The sequence below is a fragment of the Pseudomonas sp. P4_C4 genome (assembly GCF_056402055.1).
On sequence record NZ_JBFUID010000022.1, the window covers coordinates 1 to 18,980 of the forward strand.

Below are 18,980 nucleotides of genomic sequence, written 5' to 3' on the forward strand. Positions count from 1 at the left end.
TCAAAATCAAAAGATCGCCCGAGCGCGGACCGAGCCTGCGGCAGCTCCTACATGGATTGCGGTGTTAGTACCCGACAGTAAACCGCTGCCGCGAATGCTTCGGCGCTTCTACTTCGTCGAGCATTGCAATCGCATAGTCGGCAAAAGTAATCCAGCTGCGCCCTTCTCTGCTCACCAGCAAATCATCCTGACCGATGCGGAATTTCCCGGTGCGCTCGCCCTCGACAAATTCGGCCGATGGCGACAGGAAGGTCCAGTCCAGTTGCTTTTCCTGACGCAGGTTAGCGAGGAACTCGGCACCGGCACTGGCTTCGGCCTTGTACGCGTCCGGAAAACCTTTGCTGTCGATCACTCGTGTACCATCCGGCAACAACAGCGAACCGGCACCGCCCACCACCAGCAAGCGTTTGATCCCGGCCTTCTTCACCGGCCCGATGACGGCGCTGGCAGGCAGGGTCGCGAAATGTGCGGCGCTGACGACTACGTCATGCCCCTCGATGGCCGCTTGCAAAGCACTGGCATCCAGAGCGTCGACGTTGCGTGTGACCAATCCGGCACGCGGGCCGATTTTCGCCGTGTTGCGGGCGATCGCGGTAACGCTGTGACCGCGACGCAGGGCTTCTTCCAGCAATTGGCTACCGGCACGACCGGTGGCACCGATGATTGCGATTTTGCTCATGACGTTCTCCAGTTGGCTTGAAAGCATTGATATCAAAGGCCTACTACCTCTTAACTTCATTCACCCCACTTCATCTCCCCCTTGGCGACCTTGGCACTCAACTCCAGCGAACTTTCATCGCCCAGTGCCGGGAAGCGTTTTTTCATTGCCGCAATCAGTTCAGCAGAATCCTTGGCCTTTGCGGTTTCCTCGTCGAAAGCCTTGATGTAAGCGGAAGTGAACTGCACTGCCGTCAGTGAGCGATCGTTCTCGCCCAGGTAATGCCCCGGTACCACGGTCTGCGGCTTCAGGGTTTCAATGGAGTGCAGCGTAGCCAACCAATCGGCATGGGACTGTGGCGTTTGCGTGTCAGCCATCCACACATGGATGTTTTGCGCCACCACGACACCTCCGACCACGGCCTTGATCGACGGAATCCATACGAAGCTGCGATCCGGCTGCGGGCCCTCAAGACCGACCACCTGCAATTTCTTCCCTTCAAGGTTCAGGCTATCGCCCTTGAGCACGTCCGGCACGATGGTTTTGCCCGGCACATCAGCCCCCATTTTCGGGCCCCAGAACGCCAGTTTGCCGTCGACTGTTTGCTTGATGTGGTCAACGGTCGGCTGCGAAGCGAGGATCTTGGCCTTGGGAAACGCGGCCGTCAGGGTTTCGAGGCCGAAGTAGTAGTCCGGGTCACCGTGGCTGATGTAGATGGTGGTCAGCTGCTTGCCGCTGGCACGGATTTTTTCCACCACCTGTTCGGCCTGGGACTTGCCGAATTGCGCATCCACCAGGATCGCTTCTTTCTCGCCGCTGACCAGCACCGAGGTCACCGGGAAGATGGCTTTTTCGCCGGGGTTGTAGACATCCAGCGTCAGGGTCGAGGCGGCTGCATGGGCGGCGAAACCGAGGGCGGCGCCTACCAGCAAAATGCGCTTTAAAGTGGTGAAACCGATCATCTGTTGCTCCGTTGTCCGATGGCCTTGCATGGCGATGTCTTTTGTAGGAGCGAGCTTGCTCCGGGCGGCGTTCCGACGATGGAATCGAAGACGCCGCGTTTAACCGGTAACCCGCGTTATCGTTAACGACCATCGCGAGCGAGCTCGCTCCTACAGTGGAACAGAGCTTAGTTGCCTGACTCAGTACAAAAAATGCGATGCTTGGACATAGTTTGTTTCTGAAAGCGGGCAAATCATGGATCGTCTTCAAGCAATGCGCGTGTTCGTCACGGTGGTCGACCTCGGCAGCCAGTCGGCCACCGCCGATCATCTGGATCTGTCACGGCCGGTGGTGTCGCGGTATCTCGCGGAACTGGAAGACTGGGTTGGCGCGCGCCTGATGCATCGCACCACGCGCAAGTTGAGCCTTACCGCCGCCGGCAACGAGATCCTGCCCCGCTGTCGGCAGATGCTCGATTTGTCCAGCGACATGCAAGCCGCCGTCAGCGAACCGGATGACGCACCGCGCGGCCTGCTGCGGATCAGCGTCAGCACCTCCTTCGGCCAGGCACAACTGGCCGATGCCATGGCCGCCTATGTCCGACGCTACCCCGGCGTGAGCATCGACATGCAGATGCTCGACCGCACCGTGAACCTGATCGATGAGCGCATCGACCTGGCGATCCGCACCAGCAACGACCTGGACCCGAACCTGATCGCCCGCCGCCTGACGGTTTGTCGCTCGGTGATCTGCGCATCCCCCGCTTACTTGCGCGAGCACCCGGCGCCGCAACGGGTCGAGGACCTGAGCCGGCACAATTGCCTGACCCATTCCTACTTCGGCAAAAGCCTCTGGCATTTCGAGCAGGACGGCGAGCAGGTTTCAGTACCGGTGCAGGGCAACATCAGCGCCAACGAGGCCAGCACGCTGCTACGCGCAACGATCGCCGGCGCCGGGGTGGCGATGCTGCCCACGTATCAGGCCGGCGTGCACATTCACAGCGGCGAATTGATTCGCCTGCTGCCGGCGGCCGAACCACGGCAAATGAACGTGTATGCGGTGTATGCCTCACGCAAGCACATGCCAGCGGCGTTGCGCAGCTTGCTGGATTTTCTGGTGCTTAGATTTCCGGAGGAGCCGGAGTGGGATATCGGGTTGTAAATGGAAACCCTGTGGGAGCGAGCTTGCTCCGGGCGGCGTTCCGACGATGGCTGCAGACCATTCACCAATGATGTCGACTGATCCACCGCTATCGCGAGCAAGCTCGCTCCCACAGGAGGCATCAGCGTTCTGAATACCGCGTCAAATGCCAACCCCGGCTTGCTGGCAACTCACCCGCGCTGACCTATGCTCAAAGTAATACCGAAAGGTATTCGTTCAGAGGTCAACGCCATGAACATCAAAACAAGAAGATACCTCGCGATTTTCATCACCTGTGCGGTCACGCTCGGGCTGTATGGCGCTGCCGCCTGGCGCGTAGAGCAATTGCGCAACCTGCCCCGTGAATACGCGAGCTGCAACTTCGAGCGCTGCATCCCCCACAACGCCACCCTCAACGCCCTCCGGTAACGAAAGGGGTCAGGCTTCGTTGTCCTGATCGGCCTTCAAGCGGTCGCGAAATGCTTTGGGCGAAATCCCCACACGACGCCGGAACAGGCGCGTGAAGTTGGTCGGATCGGAAAACCCCAACACGTCGGACATTTCATAAATGGTCATGCTGGTGTAGGTCAGCAAACGCTTGGCCTCCAGCAATTGCCGTTCGTGCATGATCTGCAACGCCGGTTGCCCCGCCAGCTCACGACAGGTGCCGTTGAGGTGGGACACGGAAATCCCCAGCCGGTGCGCCAGGTCCTCGACCTTGACGTGCTGCCGATAGGTCTCTTCCACCAGCTGAATAAAGCCATTGAGGTATTCCCGGGCCCGCTGCGGTCGCGCCATGGCAGTGCGACGCTGGATCACCTGACGGCTGACCCACACCATGATCACACTGACCAGCGAATGCATGAGCATTTCCCGCGCCGGTTGATGGCTGGTGTATTCGTTCTGCAAGGCACTGAACAGGCTGTTGAGGTACTCGGCGTCCTTGCCTGCCGGGTAGCTTTCGGACTGGGCCAGGGCATTGACCGAGTGTCCCAACTGCATCTGCAGGTGGGCGATCAGCGGCGCGGCCAGGGTCACGACAAACCCTTCCACATCCTCGGAAAAGCGAAAGCCGTGCACCGACAGCGGTGGCAGGATCTGGATCGCCGGTTCCACCAGTTGCGTACGCTGGCCTTCGATTTCAAGCTCTGCCTGACCTTTGAACACGAAGAGCAACTGGCACAAATCAGCGTGGCGGTGGGGTTTGATTTCCCAATGATGTTCGCGGCTGCGTTTGGAAATGGTTTCACAGTGCAGCAAGTCCGGGGTCGGCCAATCCAGGCTTTCACCGTAGAGCTTGAACACCGGAATCGAAGGCAGGTCAGGCTTGTTCATCACTTCAATCCAGGCCTCGGAGTAGATGGCGGGCGATAATCGCACCGATTGGCAGAATGTACAGGTATCGGCTCAGTTTTCACCTTCAATTGACAGACGCGCAAGGGAAAAATGCAAGCACTCGATCCATAAAAATCATTCACCGGCCCTGGTCGCGTGAAGCTTGCGAGTCATAACAACAATGAAAACGCTGAAAACCCAAGTCGCCATCATTGGTGCCGGCCCTTCAGGCCTGTTGCTCGGCCAATTGCTGCACAACGCCGGTATCGACACCGTCATTCTAGAACGCCAGACCCCGGACTATGTGCTCGGCCGAATCCGCGCCGGCGTGCTTGAACAAGGCATGGTAGAGCTGTTGCGCCAGGCCGGCGTGAGTCAGCGCATGGACGCCGAGGGACTGGTGCATGGCGGCTTCGAACTGGCCCTCGACGGACGCCAGGTCCACATCGATCTGCACGCCCTGACGGGTGGCAAAACCGTGATGATCTACGGCCAGACCGAAGTCACCCGCGACCTGATGGCCGCTCGTCGGGAGGCTGGCGCGCAGACGATTTATCAAGCCGACAACGTTGTTCCCCACGGCATGAAAACCGATGAAGCGTTTGTCACTTTTGAGCAGGACGGCGAGCTGTATCGTCTCGATTGCGACTACATCGCCGGTTGCGACGGCTTCCATGGAGTGGCGCGGCAATCGATTCCCGCCGACAGCCTGAAAGTCTTCGAACGGATCTATCCGTTCGGCTGGCTCGGGATCCTGGCCGATACCCCGCCGGTCCACGAAGAGCTGGTCTACGCCCGCCATGAGCGCGGTTTCGCGCTGTGCAGCATGCGCTCGCCGACTCGCACCCGTTACTACCTGCAAGTGCCCACCGGCGATCATGTGGATAACTGGTCGGATCAACGCTTCTGGGACGAACTCAAGTCGCGACTGCCACAACAGTTGGCGGACAAACTGGTAACGGGCCCGTCCATCGAAAAAAGCGTCGCGCCACTGCGCAGCTTCGTCGTCGAACCCATGCAATACGGGCGGATGTTCCTGGTCGGAGACGCCGCGCACATCGTCCCGCCCACCGGCGCCAAGGGCCTGAACCTGGCGGCCAGTGACGTCAGTACGCTGTTCAATATCCTGCTCAAGGTTTACCGCGAAGATCGCCTTGATCTGCTGGAGAAATACTCGGAAATCTGCCTGCGCCGGGTGTGGAAAGCCGAGCGGTTTTCCTGGTGGATGACCTCGATGCTGCACCGTTTCGATGATCACGATGCCTTCAGTCAGCGCATTGCCGAGTCGGAACTGGAGTATTTCATCGATTCCGAGGCGGGTCGCAAGACCATTGCAGAAAACTACGTCGGGCTTCCTTATGAGGCTATCGAATAGCTTCCTATCGACTTACACTGACGAGCATCCCCGCTCGCCTTGCTACTTGCGGGTCAATCACTGCCCGCAGGTTTTCCCGTGACCAATCTCCACCAGCCTGAAATGCCCAAACCCGCCATCCGCAGCGTGCTGATCGCGCTGATGCTGGCGATCTTTCTCGGGGCGCTGGACCAGACCATCGTCGCCGTTTCGATGCCGGCCATTTCCGCACAATTCAAGGACGTCAGCCTGCTGGCCTGGGTGATTTCCGGCTACATGGTGGCCATGACCGTGGCAGTGCCGATCTACGGCAAACTGGGCGATCTGTACGGGCGGCGCAAGCTGATGCTGTTCGGCATGGGCCTGTTCACCCTGGCGTCGGTGTTCTGCGGCATGGCCCAGAGCATGGAGCAACTGGTGCTGGCGCGGATCCTCCAGGGCATCGGGGCCGGCGGGATGATCTCGGTGAGCCAGGCGATCATCGGCGACATCGTGCCGCCACGGGAGCGCGGTCGTTATCAGGGCTATTTCAGCAGCATGTACGCGGTGGCCAGCGTGGCCGGCCCGGTGCTTGGCGGCTACATGACCGAATACCTGTCCTGGCGCTGGGTGTTTTTGATCAACCTGCCATTGGGCCTGGGCGCCTGGCTGGTGGCTGACCGCACGCTGGTAGGCCTGCCGATTCCGCAACGCAAACCGATCATCGATTACCTGGGCACCGCGCTGATGATCATCGGGCTGACGGCGTTGTTACTGGGCATCACGCAGGTCGGTCAGGGCCATTCGTGGCGCAGTGCCGAAGTGCTGGCGCTGCTCGCTTGTGCAGTGCTGGTGCTGGGGTTGTTCGTCGTCCACGAGCGGCGGGCACGGGAGCCGCTGTTGCCCATGCACCTGTTCGCCAACCGCAACGCGATCCTGTGCTGGTGCACGATTTTCTTCACCAGTTTCCAGGCCATCTCGCTGATCGTATTGATGCCGCTGCGCTTCCAGAGCGTCACCGGCGCCGGTGCCGACAGTGCCGCCCTGCATCTGCTGCCGCTGGCCATGGGCTTGCCGATTGGCGCGTATTTCGCCGGCCGTCGCACCTCCGTGACCGGGCGCTACAAACCGATGATCCTCACCGGTGCTGCGCTGATGCCCATCGCGATTCTTGGCATGGCGTTCAGCCCGCCGCAGGCGTTCGTCTTGAGCAGCCTGTTCATGCTGCTCTGCGGGATTGCCTCCGGCATGCAGTTCCCGACGTCATTGGTCGGCACGCAGAACTCGGTGGACCAGCGAGACATCGGCGTGGCCACCAGCACCACCAATCTGTTCCGTTCGCTGGGTGGTGCGGTCGGCGTGGCGTTGATGTCGGCACTGCTGTTGGCGTTGTTGCAGGATTCGAGTTTTGCGCATCTGGCCGGCTCGTCGCTGATTGCCGAAGGCAGTTCGGGGAATGTGTTGCTGGACGGGTTGAACGCCGCACCGGGTGACGCGCAGAACGCCCTGCGTGCCGAGTTGTTGTTGACGTTCCGGCACTTGCTGACGGTCAGCGCTGTGGTGTCGCTGCTGGGGCTGGCGGCAGCGATTGCCATGCCGAACATGTTGTTGCGCGGGCGCGAGGACAAGGTTCGGTAGGTAGACCGCGTTGCCTTCATCGCGGGCAAGTCGGATCGCCGCACCGCCGCTCCCACAGGATTTGCATGGTCCTTGTGGGAGCAACTGTCTTCACCATGCCACTCGTCACCGCTATTCGGTGCCGTCCCGCAACATGGCATTCAGCCTAATCAGTAAGATCCGCATGCAGGCGATTATTGCCGGGCGCGCAGTTGCTGCTGAAGGTTCTGGATCTGCGCCTGAAGGGTATTGATGTTGCGGGTGACCTGGCTGCGGAAGGCATCGAACTCGGCAGTGTTGGTCGAACCCTGTGCGGCGGCCGGACGGTTGTCCTGCTGGCTCTTGAGCACGATCATGTCTTGCTCGAGACGCTCGATGGCAGCGCTCGGGTTGCCTTGTTTTTTCAGCGCGGTAATGTCGGCGCCCAGGCTTTTCAGCTGTGCGTCGAGTTTTTCCGAGTCGGACGGGGTACTTTTCAAGGCGGCCAATTCAGCGCTCAAGGCTTTGACCTGGGCCTGCAACTGCATATTGGCCGTCTGATGCTCGGTGTCCTGGGCAGTCAACTGCGCCAGGCGTTTGTCCAGTTCGGTGGATTGCGCGGTCATTTGTGCCAGTCGCTTGTCCAGATCCGAGGCCTGGCCGGCAACACCTTGCTGCTGGGCGCCCTGGTCCTTGAGTTTGCTTTCCAGCTGGCGGATTTGCAGCTTCAAGGCCTCGCTGTCGGTGGTGACACTGGTCTGGCTGGCAACGACCTTTCCGGAAATGTCCTGCAGGCGCCCAGCCGCTTCCTCACTGATCCGCGCGAAACTTTCCTGGGTCGCCACCAGTTGCTGTTCCATCAGGGAGATCTGCTGGAAGCTCCACCAAGCCAGGCCCGCGAACGCAAAGATCAACGCCCCGACCAACGCCCACAGTGGGCCAGTGCTCGCCGCCTTGACCCTCACCACCGGCGCCGTGCGCGAATGCACGGCCGTGCGGGCAGTGGGTGGAAAGTCGTCGTCGAGAACATCTGCACGCAGGCTCGGTACTTCGTCGAAGTCGTCGTTGGCATCGTTACGCATAGACATTGAATCAACCTTAGTGAAACAAATGATGGCTTTATGCCGCGCAGTATAAACCCCACAGCCGTAACCATTGACCCCCAAGCCCCGTATCCGGTTCAGTAAGGAGTCGTTGTTCGGGCATCAGCGAATATCCTGGGCCTTCCACCAGCCACAGAACTCATCGAGGGCCGTCCAGAGGCTGACCTTGGGATCGTAATCCAGATAATGCCGGGCGCGGCTGATGTCCAGGGTGAAATTTTTGTTCATGACCTGCATGCCCAGACGCGACAGCGTCGGTTCGGGACGCCCCGGCCACAACTTGCACACACCCTCGTTGAGCGCCGCCACGCTGTAGGCCAGACCGTAGGAACGGTGACGGGTTACCTGTGGAACCTCCATGTTGCGCATGACGTAATTGACCACGTCCCACAACGGAATCGGCGTGCCGTTGCTGATGTTATAAGCCTTGCCCAACGCGGAACCGCTGGCCAGCAAACTGCTGAGCAACGCTTCGTTGAGGTTTTGCACGCTGGTGAAATCAACTTTGTTCAGACCGTTGCCGATGATCGCCAGGCGCCCCTTGCGCTGCATGTTCAACAGGCGCGGAAAGATGCTCATGTCGCCGGCCCCGGTGACGAAACGCGGGCGCAGGGCCAGGGTTTCGAGGCCGAACTCCTGGGCGCCGAAGACTTTTTGCTCGGCCAGGTACTTAGTGGCGGCGTAAGGGTGCTTGAAGCGTTTGGGCACCTGTTCTTCGCTCAGGCCCTGGTGATCGCGACCATCGAAGTAGATCGACGGCGACGACAAATGCACCAGCCGCCGTACCCGTTGCTTCAGGCAGGCCTCGACCACGTTCTCAGTGACCTGGACATTGCCCTGATGGAAGTCCTGATAACGCCCCCACAAACCGACGGCACCGGCGCAATGCACCACGGCCTCGACGTCCGAACACAGTTCGCGAGCCAGTTCCGGGTCGCTCAAGTCACCCTGGATGAACTCGGCTCCCCGGCGTACCAGATGCTCCACACTCTCGGCCCGGCGACCGTTGACCCGCACGTCCAGGCCCTGCTCCAGGGCAAAACGCGCAAAGCGCCCGCCGATGAAGCCGCTTGCGCCGGTAACCAGAATCTTCATGAATTGCTCCGAATTTTTCGTTTTGCGTATTACGTGAGGTCTTGACGCTGCGCGTCAGTCCAAGGGCACCAGCCATTGCTTCGATGCGCGTACCAATTGATCGGTGAGCAGCCCCAGCAGCTGGCCGCCATTACGCCAATGATGCCAGTACAACGGCACATCGATCGGCTTATCTGGCAGCAGCTCCTGCAATACGCCCCTTTCCAGTTGCTCGCGTACCTGCAGTTCCGGAACCAGCCCCCAACCCAGCCCGGCTTCCGTCAGACGAATGAAACCTTCGGAGGACGGGCATAAATGGTGTTCGAAACCGCCCTCGACGCCGAGGGACGCAAGGTACCGATGCTGCAGGAAATCGTCCGGGCCAAACACCAGCGCCGGGGTGCGGGCCAACTGATCGGCCCGTACGCCCTGCGGAAAGTGCCGGGCAATAAAGGCGGGGCTGGCCAGTGCCCGGTAACGCATGGCCCCCAGCAGCACGCTGCGCGCACCCGCCACCGGGCGCTCGCTGGCGCAGACGCAGGCCGCCACTTCACCGGCGCGCATGCGCTTGAGGCCGACGGTCTGGTCTTCGACCACCAGATCCATCAATAGATGCTGTTCCGCGCAAAACGCCCCCACGGCCTGCGCCCACCAAGTGGCCAGGCTGTCGGCGTTCAGGGCGATCCGCAGGCGCTCCGGCAGGCCCTCTTCATCCAGCGCCGGCACCAGGCTTTGCAAATCCCGTTCAAGCAAGCGCACCTGCTGCACGTGGTTGAGCAGCCGTCGACCGATTTCCGTCGGCGTTGGCGGTGTAGTCCGCACCAGTACCGGTTGGCCGACCCGCGCTTCCAGTAGTTTGATACGTTGGGAAATTGCCGATTGCGACAGGCCCAGCACTTGGGCCGCCCGTTCAAAACCGGCCTGTTCAACCACGGCGGCCAGGGCAGAAAGCAATTTATAGTCGAACATCAGTTTTCCTAATGAGCGATCAGCAAGATTGGTTTTTCTTATACAGCCTTCACAAGGACAATGACCAGCAAGAACTCTTGAACAAGGATCACCCACATGGCTGGCGAAACTTCATTGGCAACGCTGCTGCGCAGTATGAGCCCGCAACTCAACGCCGGCGAATACGTGTTCTGCACCCTGCGTGACGGCAAGTTGCCCAAGGATCTGGAGATTGTCGGCAGCTTCCGCGAGCAGGAAGGCCTGACCGTGATTCTCGAACGTTCCCACGCCGAAAAAGCCGGTTTCAGCTTCGACTACATCGCCGCCTGGATCACCTTGAACGTACATTCGGCCCTCGACGCCGTCGGCCTGACCGCCGCGTTCGCCACGGCATTGGGCCAGGCCGGAATCAGCTGCAACGTGATTGCCGGCTACTACCACGACCATTTGTTTGTCGGCCAGGCCGACGCCGACCGTGCCCTGCAGGTGCTGCGGGATCTGGCAGCCAACGCGGAGTAAATAATCATGTGGCAAAGTTATGTGAACGGGCTGCTCGTGGCCTTCGGCCTGATCATGGCGATCGGCACCCAGAATGCGTTTGTCCTGGCGCAAAGCCTGCGGCGTGAACATCACCTGCCGGTGGCGGCGCTCTGCGTGGCTTGCGATGCCCTGTTGGTGGCCGCCGGGGTATTTGGCCTGGCGACGGTGCTGGCGCATAACCCGACGCTGCTGGCCATCGCCCGCTGGGGCGGCGCAGCGTTCCTGTTGTGGTATGGCAGCCAGGCGCTGCGCCGGGCCTTCTCGAAGCAGAGCCTTGAGCAGGGCGAAGGCCAGACCGTACGCTCGCTGCGGGCGGTGATGCTCAGCGCGCTGGCGGTGACCTTGCTCAACCCGCACGTCTATCTGGACACCGTTTTGCTGATCGGCTCCCTGGGCGCCCAACAAACCGAGCCCGGCGCTTATGTCGTCGGCGCGGCCAGCGCCTCGCTGTTGTGGTTTTTCACCCTGGCGCTCGGTGCGGCATGGCTGGCACCGTGGCTCGCCCGCCCCAGCACCTGGCGAATTCTCGATCTGTTGGTGGCTATGATGATGTTTGCCGTAGCGCTCCAGTTGATCGCGGCCAGCTGATTCGCGGAACCTCTATTCCACACAGTTGTTGCGTGGTTATGCCGCCCCCCCGGTGCTATGATCCGACTCCCTGCGCCGCAAAGAGTACAAACTCCCCGGCGCTTGTCTGGCCGCCCGTGATCGGCCTTGCGCTCACCGCAACTGACCTGATTAGGAGAATCATCATGGCTTTCGAATTGCCGCCACTGCCGTACGCACACGATGCCCTGCAGCCGCACATCTCCAAGGAAACCCTGGAGTTCCACCACGACAAGCACCACAACACCTACGTCGTGAACCTGAACAACCTGGTGCCAGGCACCGAGTTCGAAGGCAAGACCCTGGAAGAAATCGTCAAGACTTCCTCGGGCGGTATCTTCAACAACGCCGCTCAGGTCTGGAACCACACTTTCTACTGGAACTGCCTGGCGCCAAACGCCGGCGGTCAACCAACCGGCGCTCTGGCTGAAGCCATCAACGCGGCTTTCGGTTCGTTCGACAAGTTCAAGGAAGAGTTCAGCAAGACGTCCATCGGTACCTTCGGTTCCGGTTGGGGCTGGCTGGTGAAGAAGGCTGACGGTTCCCTGGCCCTGGCCAGCACCATCGGCGCCGGCAACCCGCTGACCAACGGCGACACCCCGCTGCTGACCTGCGACGTCTGGGAACACGCTTACTACATCGACTACCGCAACCTGCGTCCAAAGTATGTCGAAGCGTTCTGGAACCTGGTCAACTGGAAATTCGTGGCTGAGCAGTTCGAAGGCAAAACCTTCACCGCTTAAGCTCGACGCCAGTCAAAAGAACCCGGCTTTTTAGCCGGGTTTTTTATTGCCCGGGATTTTCAGCGTTCGGCAGGGCCCCTTCGCGAGCAGGCTCGCGATGAACGATGACGCGGTCAACCTGACTGAATACCTATCCCTGCGGATCGACGTTATCCAACGCACGATTCACCGCCAGTTCCGCCAGCATGATGATCTGCGCAATGGCCAACGCCGTGTTGCGCTGGGGGCCAGTCAGGAAGGTGGCGAAATCACTCGCCATGACGTTGGCCGAAGCCAGTGATTCACAGGCATGGGCAAGCAGGGATTCGGTATCCATGTCCGGGACGATCATGAACATGGTGTTGGGGGTGTAGGGTTTGGTGGTGTTGTTGGGGGGATCGGGGATTAACTTATCCACTGAAATATTCCTATGCGGTGGGTGCCGCCAATTGCCGTTCTCACACGGCAAAGAGGTGGCAGCTATGTGCGAGGTGAGAAAACCGGTCATAGGCCACCCGGCCAGACAAAAGTCTGCCCGCACACAGCCGCCATAACGCATTTACAGACAGCGGATAAGCTGGCGGCAATTATGCGGATACTGGCACTGGATGACTATGACTTGCCGGGTTCTCACACCCGATCGCTGAGTTTTCAGCGACAGTCAGAGGCTATTGAGTCCGCTTCCGACGGACAACCTGAAAACTGCGTGGGAAACTTCTGGCGCTTTCCTACACCGCTAACCCGCAAAAACGTAACGCGGAGCGTCCCTGGCAGCACTCCCACGCGGGCGTGTGGAAACGATATGTTGGGGTGTGGCTGAAAATGCAATGTCGACTGTCCCGCCATCTTCGCGAGCAGGCTCGCTCACATTGGGCCCCCGGTTTTTAGTCGGGACTTCCGGCCACTGAAGATCCCCGTGGGAGCGAGCTTGCTCGCGAAAAACTCCAGGACAACGCGGGCATTCAGGCAGCACGCGTTATCGTTGACGTCCATCGCGAGCAAGCTCGCTCCTACAGGGCCGAGCGTTAGCTCGCCTGCAGCTTTTGATCTTGATCCACCCGCCCCCTCGGCAGGCTGAGTGGAGGTGTTCATCCGGGGATTGGCGCGCAGCGCCGTTCGACGCAGTCGAACTCATTGCATGTAGGTCGAAGCGAAGCCGACCGGAGGGCAATGCCCCCGGATGAACACCGGAGCGAAGGAACCCCGAGCCTCAGCGAGGGGCCGTACGTAAGGGGCGAGACTTTTTGGTTCCTTTTGTGTCGTTTGACAAAAGGGACTCGCCGTAAGGGCGAAACCGCCAGCCGCCGTTACCGCAGCAATGGATATGTACTCCGTTAAATATCCAAACCAACCTACAGAATCCAAGGCATTTCCCGACGATGAAACAAGCCCCCTGGTCCTTGCTCCCCAGCCGCAGACGACTAACATCAAACAAAAGGAAAATATCTCCACCCCGCCCCTCAAGTTGAAGGACTCGACAACCGACACAGTGCTAATAGGCTAACTCGTCAAGACAACTGCAAATCGGCCAAGCTGCAGGCAAAATCCCCCAAGGATGATTGTCACTTTGACTGCCATCACGGGATTGCCAATACTCATGGCAACTTGATGCTACCCGCACGGAACAAGGAATAACCCTTTGAAGCTGGAACTCAAGAACAGCTTGTCGGTGAAGTTGCTGCGGGTCGTGCTCCTGTCGGCATTGATCGTCGGCGTGGTCTTGAGCTGCGCTCAGATTGTGTTCGATGCCTATAAAACACGCCAGGCCGTCGCCAGCGATGCCCAGCGTATCCTCGACATGTTTCGCGACCCCTCGACCCAGGCTGTCTATAGCCTGGACCGGGAAATGGGCATGCAGGTCATCGAAGGCCTGTTTCAGGACGACGCCGTGCGCCAGGCCTCCATCGGCCATCCCAACGAAGCCATGCTCGCGCAAAAAAACCGCGAGTTGCAGCACTCCCACAGTCGCTGGCTGACCGACCCGATTCTTGGCAAGGAACGCACCTTCACCACCCAACTGGTCGGTCGCGGGCCTTACAGCGAGTATTACGGCGATCTGAGCATCACCCTCGATACCGCCACTTACGGCCAGGGGTTCATTGTCAGCTCGGTGATCATCTTCATTTCCGGCGTACTGCGCGCGCTCGCCATGGGGCTGGTGTTGTATCTGGTCTATCACTGGCTGCTGACCAAGCCGCTGTCGCGGATCATCGAGCACCTCACGGAAATCAATCCGGATCGTCCCAGCGAGCACAAGATTCCGCTGCTCAAGGGCCACGAGAAAAACGAACTGGGCATCTGGATCAACACCGCCAACCAGTTGCTCGAATCCATCGAACGCAATACCCATCTGCGCCACGAAGCCGAAAACAGCCTGTTGCGCATGTCCCAGTACGATTTCCTGACGGGACTGCCGAACCGGCAGCAATTGCAGCAGCAACTGGACAAGATCCTCATCGACGCCGGCAAACTGCAGCGCCGGGTCGCGGTGTTGTGTGTCGGCCTCGATGACTTCAAGGGCATCAACGAGCAGTTCAGCTACCAGACCGGCGACCAGTTGTTGCTGGCCCTGGCCGATCGCCTGCGCGGTCATAGCGGTCGCCTGGGTGCCCTCGCCCGTCTCGGTGGCGACCAGTTCGCTCTGGTCCAGGCCGATATCGAGCAGCCCTACGAAGCCGCCGAGCTGGCGCAAAGCATTCTTGATGATCTGGAAGCGGCGTTTGCCCTCGACCATCAGGAGATCCGCCTGCGCGCCACCATCGGCATCACTCTGTTCCCCGAGGACGGCGACAGTACCGAGAAGTTGCTGCAAAAGGCCGAGCAGACCATGACGCTGGCCAAGACCCGTTCGCGCAACCGCTATCAGTTCTATATCGCCAGCGTCGACACCGAAATGCGCCGCCGCCGCGAGTTGGAAAAAGACCTGCGCGATGCCCTGATCCGCAATCAGTTCTACCTCGTCTACCAGCCGCAAATCAGCTATCGCGACAACCGCGTGGTGGGCGTCGAAGCCCTGATTCGCTGGCAACACCCCGAGCACGGTATGGTACCGCCTGACCTGTTCATCCCGCTGGCCGAACAGAATGGCACCATCATTGCCATCGGCGAATGGGTGCTTGACCAGGCCTGCAAACAATTACGCGAGTGGCATGACCAGGGCTTCAGCGACCTGCGCATGGCGGTAAACCTGTCCACGGTTCAATTGCACCACGCCGAACTGCCACGGGTGGTCAACAACCTGCTGCAGATGTATCGCCTGCCACCACGCAGCCTGGAGCTGGAAGTCACCGAAACCGGTCTGATGGAAGACATCAGCACGGCGGCCCAGCACCTGCTCAGCCTGCGCCGCTCCGGCGCGCTGATCGCCATCGATGACTTTGGCACCGGCTATTCATCCTTGAGCTATCTGAAGAGCCTGCCGCTGGACAAGATCAAGATCGACAAGAGCTTCGTTCAGGACCTGCTCGATGACGACGACGATGCGACCATCGTTCGGGCCATCATCCAGCTGGGCAAGAGCCTCGGCATGCAGGTGATTGCCGAAGGCGTGGAAACCGCCGAGCAAGAGGCCTACATCATCTCCGAAGGCTGCCACGAAGGTCAGGGCTATCTCTACAGCAAGCCGCTGCCGGCACGGGAACTGGGCGTTTACCTGAAGCAGGCCCAACGCAGCAATGCCGCTATTTTGTAATCCCCTGTAGGAGCGAGCTTGCTCGCGATGAACCTGAGAGCAACACGCTCATTCAGAATGAACGCGTCATCGTTCACGTCCATCGCGAGCAAGCTCGCTCCTACAGTGAATAAGAAATATTTACAGGTACAACCCTTTACACATAATGCGAAAGATTTGCATTATGTCGCAGTTTTGCGTGCGCATCGCACCACTCCCCCCTTATCGAAGCAGGATGTTCGCCATGATTCGTATGCCTCTGGCTACCGCCAGTCTGTTGGCCATCGCTATTTCCCTCGCCGGTTGCGGCGAAGGTAAAGACCAGGAAAAAGCTGCCGCGCCTGCGCCAGCTGCCAGCACTGCGGCTGCTCCAGCCGCTGCGCCTGCCGCTGCCGGTAAAGTCGACGAAGCCGCCGCCAAAGCCGTTGTCGCCCATTACGCCGACATCGTTTTCGCCGTTTACAGCGATGCCGAATCCACCGCGAAGACCCTGCAAACCGCCGTCGACGCCTTCCTCGCCAAGCCGAATGCCGACACCCTGAAAGCCGCCAAGGCAGCCTGGGTTGCCGCCCGCGTGCCTTACCTGCAGAGCGAAGTGTTCCGCTTCGGTAACACCATCGTTGACGACTGGGAAGGTCAGCTGAACTCCTGGCCGCTGGACGAGGGCCTGATCGACTACGTCGACAAGTCCTACGAACACGCCCTGGGCAACCCGGGTGCCACTGCCAACATCATCGCCAACACTGAAGTACAGATCGGCGAAGACAAGGTCGATGTCAAAGACATCACCCCGGAAAAACTCGCCAGCCTGAACGAGCTGGGCGGTTCCGAGGCCAACGTTGCCACCGGCTACCACGCCATCGAATTCCTGCTCTGGGGCCAGGACCTGAACGGCACCGGCCCTGGCGCCGGCAACCGTCCGGCTTCGGACTACCTGGAAGGCAAAGGCGCCACTGGCGGTCACAACGATCGTCGTCGTGCCTACCTGAAAGCCGTGACCCAACTGCTGGTCAGCGACCTGGAAGAAATGGTCGGTAACTGGAAGCCAAACGTGGCCGACAACTACCGCGCCACCCTGGAAGCGGAACCGGCTGAAACCGGCCTGCGCAAAATGCTGTTCGGCATGGGCAGCCTGTCCCTGGGCGAACTGGCGGGCGAGCGCATGAAGGTTTCCCTGGAAGCCAACTCCCCGGAAGACGAACAGGATTGCTTCAGCGACAACACCCACAACTCGCACTTCTACGATGCCAAGGGCATTCGTAACGTGTACCTGGGCGAATACTCCCGTGTCGAYGGCACCAAAATGACTGGCGCCAGCCTGTCGTCCCTGGTGGCCAAGGCTGATCCGGCTGCTGACACCGCACTGAAAGACGACCTGGCTGCTACCGAAGCCAAGATCCAGATCATGGTCGACCACGCCAACAAGGGTGAGCACTACGACCAGTTGATCGCCGCTGGCAACACCGCGGGCAACCAGATCGTCCGCGACGCTATCGCGTCCTTGGTCAAGCAGACCGGTTCGATCGAAGCCGCTGCAGGCAAACTGGGCATCAACGACCTGAACCCGGACAACGCTGATCACGAATTCTGATCAACGCTGGCTGAGTGAGTAATAAGGCGACCTTCGGGTCGCCTTTTTCATATCTGCCATACACAGCCCATTGTGGGAGCGAGCCTGCTCGCGATGGGGCCGTGTCAGTCGACATCAGTTTTGGATGACACACCGCAATCGCGAGCAGGCTCGCTCCCACAGGGTTCAGGGTTGGCCGCGACAATTGCCCCACATCAAGCAAACGATAATTCCTCTTATTCAAATTCCCATCCCCTGTTAGACTTTGCGCCCTTGTTTTGCTCGTCTTGCAGGATGTCTGATGCCCTCGCTGCCTCTTCGCTTGTCCGCACTGTTTCTGGCCCTGGGCCTGAGTGCCTGCGATGACGCCCCGAAATTCACCCAGGCCGAACCTGGTGAAGCCCGCTCCGGCGGTAGTGCGACGGTGCGCAAGACCGATCAGAATGCGTTTTCCATGCCCTCGGCGAATCTGCCGCCGTCACGGCGCGTGGATTTCAGCGTCGGCAACAGCTTCTTCCGCAGCCCCTGGGTGATCGCCCCGTCGACGACGACCGCTCGCGATGGCCTCGGTCCACTGTTCAACACCAATGCCTGCCAGGGCTGCCACATCAAGGACGGCCGCGGCCATCCGCCGACTCCCGACGATGTGAACGCCGTGTCGATGCTGGTACGCCTGTCGATTCCCGACGCCCCGGCGTATGCCAAGGTCATCGAACAGCTCGGCGTGGTGCCGGAGCCCGTCTACGGCGGTCAGTTCCAGGACATGGCCGTACCCGGCGTGGCCCCCGAAGGCAAAGTGCGGGTCGATTACACCGCCGTGCCGGTTCGCTTCAAGGACGGCACCGAAGTCGAATTGCGCAAACCAAGCCTCAACATCACCCAGTTGGGCTACGGCCCGATGCACCCCGACACCCGTTTCTCGGCACGTGTAGCGCCGCCGATGATTGGCCTGGGCCTGCTCGAAGCGATCCCCGACGAAGCGATCCTGGCCAACGCCGAGGCACAGGCCAAGGCGAACAACGGCATCGCCGGACGCCCGAACCAGGTGTGGGACGATGCCCAACAAAAGACAGTGTTGGGACGATTTGGCTGGAAAGCCGGACAACCGAACCTCAATCAACAAAATGTTCACGCGTTTTCGGGTGATATGGGCCTCACGACCAGCCTGAGACCGTTTGATGACTGCACGGACGCGCAAACGGCTTGCAAACAGGCACCCAGTGGCAACGGCCCGAATGGCGAGCCGGAAGTCAGCGACAACATCCTGCGCCTGGTGCTGTTCTACAGCCGTAACCTCGCCGTACCGGCCCGTCGTGACGTCAACGCACCTGAAGTGCTGGCCGGCAAGTCCCTGTTTTATCAGGCGGGCTGCCAGTCCTGTCACACCCCGAAATACACCACCGCCGCCAACGCCGCCGAACCCGAACTGGCCAATCAAGTGATTCGCCCGTACAGCGATCTGCTGCTGCATGACATGGGCGACGGCCTGGCCGACAACCGTAGCGAATTCCAGGCCAGCGGCCGCCAATGGCGTACCCCGCCATTGTGGGGCATCGGCCTGACACAGGCGGTCAGCGGCCACACCCAGTTCCTGCACGACGGCCGCGCTCGCAACCTGCTCGAAGCCGTGCTCTGGCATGGCGGCGAGGCGACAGCGGCGCAGCAACAGGTTTTGTCTTTCGATGCCGAGCAACGCGCTGCGTTGCTGGCGTTCCTGAATTCCCTTTAACACGTATTCCACTC

17 protein-coding genes are annotated in these 18,980 nt (G+C 60.2%); 10 read left to right on the forward strand and 7 right to left on the reverse strand.

Translation table 11 applies throughout. The features are described 5' to 3' along the window. Positions 1-64: 64 nt before the first annotated feature. Both AC1DXW_RS13380 and AC1DXW_RS13385 read right to left on the reverse strand, forming a co-directional pair. The gene (locus AC1DXW_RS13380) at positions 65-679 is read right to left on the reverse strand and encodes an NAD(P)-dependent oxidoreductase (RefSeq protein ID WP_477760085.1); all 615 of its coding nucleotides are present in this window, start codon (positions 677-679) and stop codon (positions 65-67) included. Between the two features lie 56 nt (positions 680-735). Further along, complete coding sequence (locus tag AC1DXW_RS13385; protein WP_477752666.1) at positions 736-1,620, reverse strand: MBL fold metallo-hydrolase; 885 nt, start codon at positions 1,618-1,620, stop codon at positions 736-738. Positions 1,621-1,855: 235 nt separating this feature from the next. Between AC1DXW_RS13385 and AC1DXW_RS13390 the strand changes: the two genes are divergently transcribed. Then, the gene (locus AC1DXW_RS13390; RefSeq protein ID WP_477752667.1) at positions 1,856-2,761 is read left to right on the forward strand and encodes a LysR family transcriptional regulator; all 906 of its coding nucleotides are present in this window, start codon (positions 1,856-1,858) and stop codon (positions 2,759-2,761) included. A 231-nt stretch (positions 2,762-2,992) separates the two neighbouring features. Further along, positions 2,993-3,169 carry a hypothetical protein gene (locus tag AC1DXW_RS13395; protein WP_162837843.1) on the forward strand — a complete coding sequence of 59 codons (177 nt, stop codon included), beginning with the start codon at positions 2,993-2,995 and terminating at the stop codon, positions 3,167-3,169. Positions 3,170-3,178: 9 nt separating this feature from the next. Here AC1DXW_RS13395 and AC1DXW_RS13400 read toward each other — a convergent pair whose 3' ends face one another. Further along, on the reverse strand, positions 3,179-4,075 hold the full coding sequence (locus AC1DXW_RS13400; RefSeq protein WP_477752668.1) for a helix-turn-helix domain-containing protein: 897 nt from the start codon (positions 4,073-4,075) through the stop codon (positions 3,179-3,181). 181 nt (positions 4,076-4,256) lie between these two features. Between AC1DXW_RS13400 and pobA the strand changes: the two genes are divergently transcribed. Together pobA and AC1DXW_RS13410 are read left to right on the forward strand one after the other, a co-directional pair. Beyond that, positions 4,257-5,450 carry a 4-hydroxybenzoate 3-monooxygenase gene (gene pobA, locus AC1DXW_RS13405; protein ID WP_477752669.1) on the forward strand — a complete coding sequence of 398 codons (1,194 nt, stop codon included), beginning with the start codon at positions 4,257-4,259 and terminating at the stop codon, positions 5,448-5,450. A gap of 78 nt (positions 5,451-5,528) precedes the next feature. Next, positions 5,529-7,046, forward strand: coding sequence for an MDR family MFS transporter (locus tag AC1DXW_RS13410; protein ID WP_477752670.1), 1,518 nt, complete (start codon positions 5,529-5,531; stop codon positions 7,044-7,046). A gap of 173 nt (positions 7,047-7,219) precedes the next feature. On the opposite strand, the gene AC1DXW_RS13415 is transcribed toward AC1DXW_RS13410, so the two are convergent. The 3 genes from AC1DXW_RS13415 to AC1DXW_RS13425 form a co-directional block, all read right to left on the reverse strand. Continuing rightward, a complete protein-coding gene (locus AC1DXW_RS13415) occupies positions 7,220-8,092 on the reverse strand; it encodes an ATPase (protein ID WP_477752671.1) in 873 nt (290 codons plus the stop codon). Positions 8,093-8,209: 117 nt separating this feature from the next. Next, positions 8,210-9,202 (reverse strand): NAD-dependent epimerase/dehydratase family protein, encoded by a 993-nt coding sequence (locus AC1DXW_RS13420; RefSeq protein WP_477752672.1) that lies wholly within the window; start codon positions 9,200-9,202, stop codon positions 8,210-8,212. 54 nt (positions 9,203-9,256) lie between these two features. After that, a complete protein-coding gene (locus AC1DXW_RS13425) occupies positions 9,257-10,150 on the reverse strand; it encodes a LysR family transcriptional regulator ArgP (protein WP_477752673.1) in 894 nt (297 codons plus the stop codon). Between the two features lie 96 nt (positions 10,151-10,246). On the opposite strand from AC1DXW_RS13425, the gene AC1DXW_RS13430 reads away from it, so the two are divergent. From AC1DXW_RS13430 to AC1DXW_RS13440, 3 genes are all read left to right on the forward strand, one after another. Further along, positions 10,247-10,648 carry an ACT domain-containing protein gene (locus tag AC1DXW_RS13430; protein ID WP_477752674.1) on the forward strand — a complete coding sequence of 134 codons (402 nt, stop codon included), beginning with the start codon at positions 10,247-10,249 and terminating at the stop codon, positions 10,646-10,648. 6 nt (positions 10,649-10,654) lie between these two features. Next, on the forward strand, positions 10,655-11,257 hold the full coding sequence (locus tag AC1DXW_RS13435) for a LysE/ArgO family amino acid transporter (RefSeq protein WP_477752675.1): 603 nt from the start codon (positions 10,655-10,657) through the stop codon (positions 11,255-11,257). A gap of 164 nt (positions 11,258-11,421) precedes the next feature. Beyond that, positions 11,422-12,018, forward strand: coding sequence for a superoxide dismutase (locus tag AC1DXW_RS13440; protein WP_008022038.1), 597 nt, complete (start codon positions 11,422-11,424; stop codon positions 12,016-12,018). Between the two features lie 130 nt (positions 12,019-12,148). Here AC1DXW_RS13440 and AC1DXW_RS13445 read toward each other — a convergent pair whose 3' ends face one another. Continuing rightward, a complete protein-coding gene (locus AC1DXW_RS13445) occupies positions 12,149-12,415 on the reverse strand; it encodes a DUF6124 family protein (RefSeq protein ID WP_115947380.1) in 267 nt (88 codons plus the stop codon). 1,221 nt (positions 12,416-13,636) lie between these two features. On the opposite strand from AC1DXW_RS13445, the gene AC1DXW_RS13450 reads away from it, so the two are divergent. The 3 genes from AC1DXW_RS13450 to AC1DXW_RS13460 all read left to right on the forward strand — a co-directional run bounded on the left by AC1DXW_RS13450 (position 13,637) and on the right by AC1DXW_RS13460 (position 18,966). Then, positions 13,637-15,688: a putative bifunctional diguanylate cyclase/phosphodiesterase gene (locus AC1DXW_RS13450; RefSeq protein WP_477760086.1), complete on the forward strand. Its 2,052-nt coding sequence runs from the start codon at positions 13,637-13,639 to the stop codon at positions 15,686-15,688. Positions 15,689-15,911: 223 nt separating this feature from the next. Further along, positions 15,912-17,258: an imelysin family protein gene (locus tag AC1DXW_RS13455; RefSeq protein ID WP_477752677.1), complete on the forward strand. Its 1,347-nt coding sequence runs from the start codon at positions 15,912-15,914 to the stop codon at positions 17,256-17,258. Positions 17,259-17,538: 280 nt separating this feature from the next. Next, positions 17,539-18,966, forward strand: coding sequence for a di-heme oxidoreductase family protein (locus tag AC1DXW_RS13460; protein WP_477752678.1), 1,428 nt, complete (start codon positions 17,539-17,541; stop codon positions 18,964-18,966). Positions 18,967-18,980: the final 14 nt, after the last annotated feature.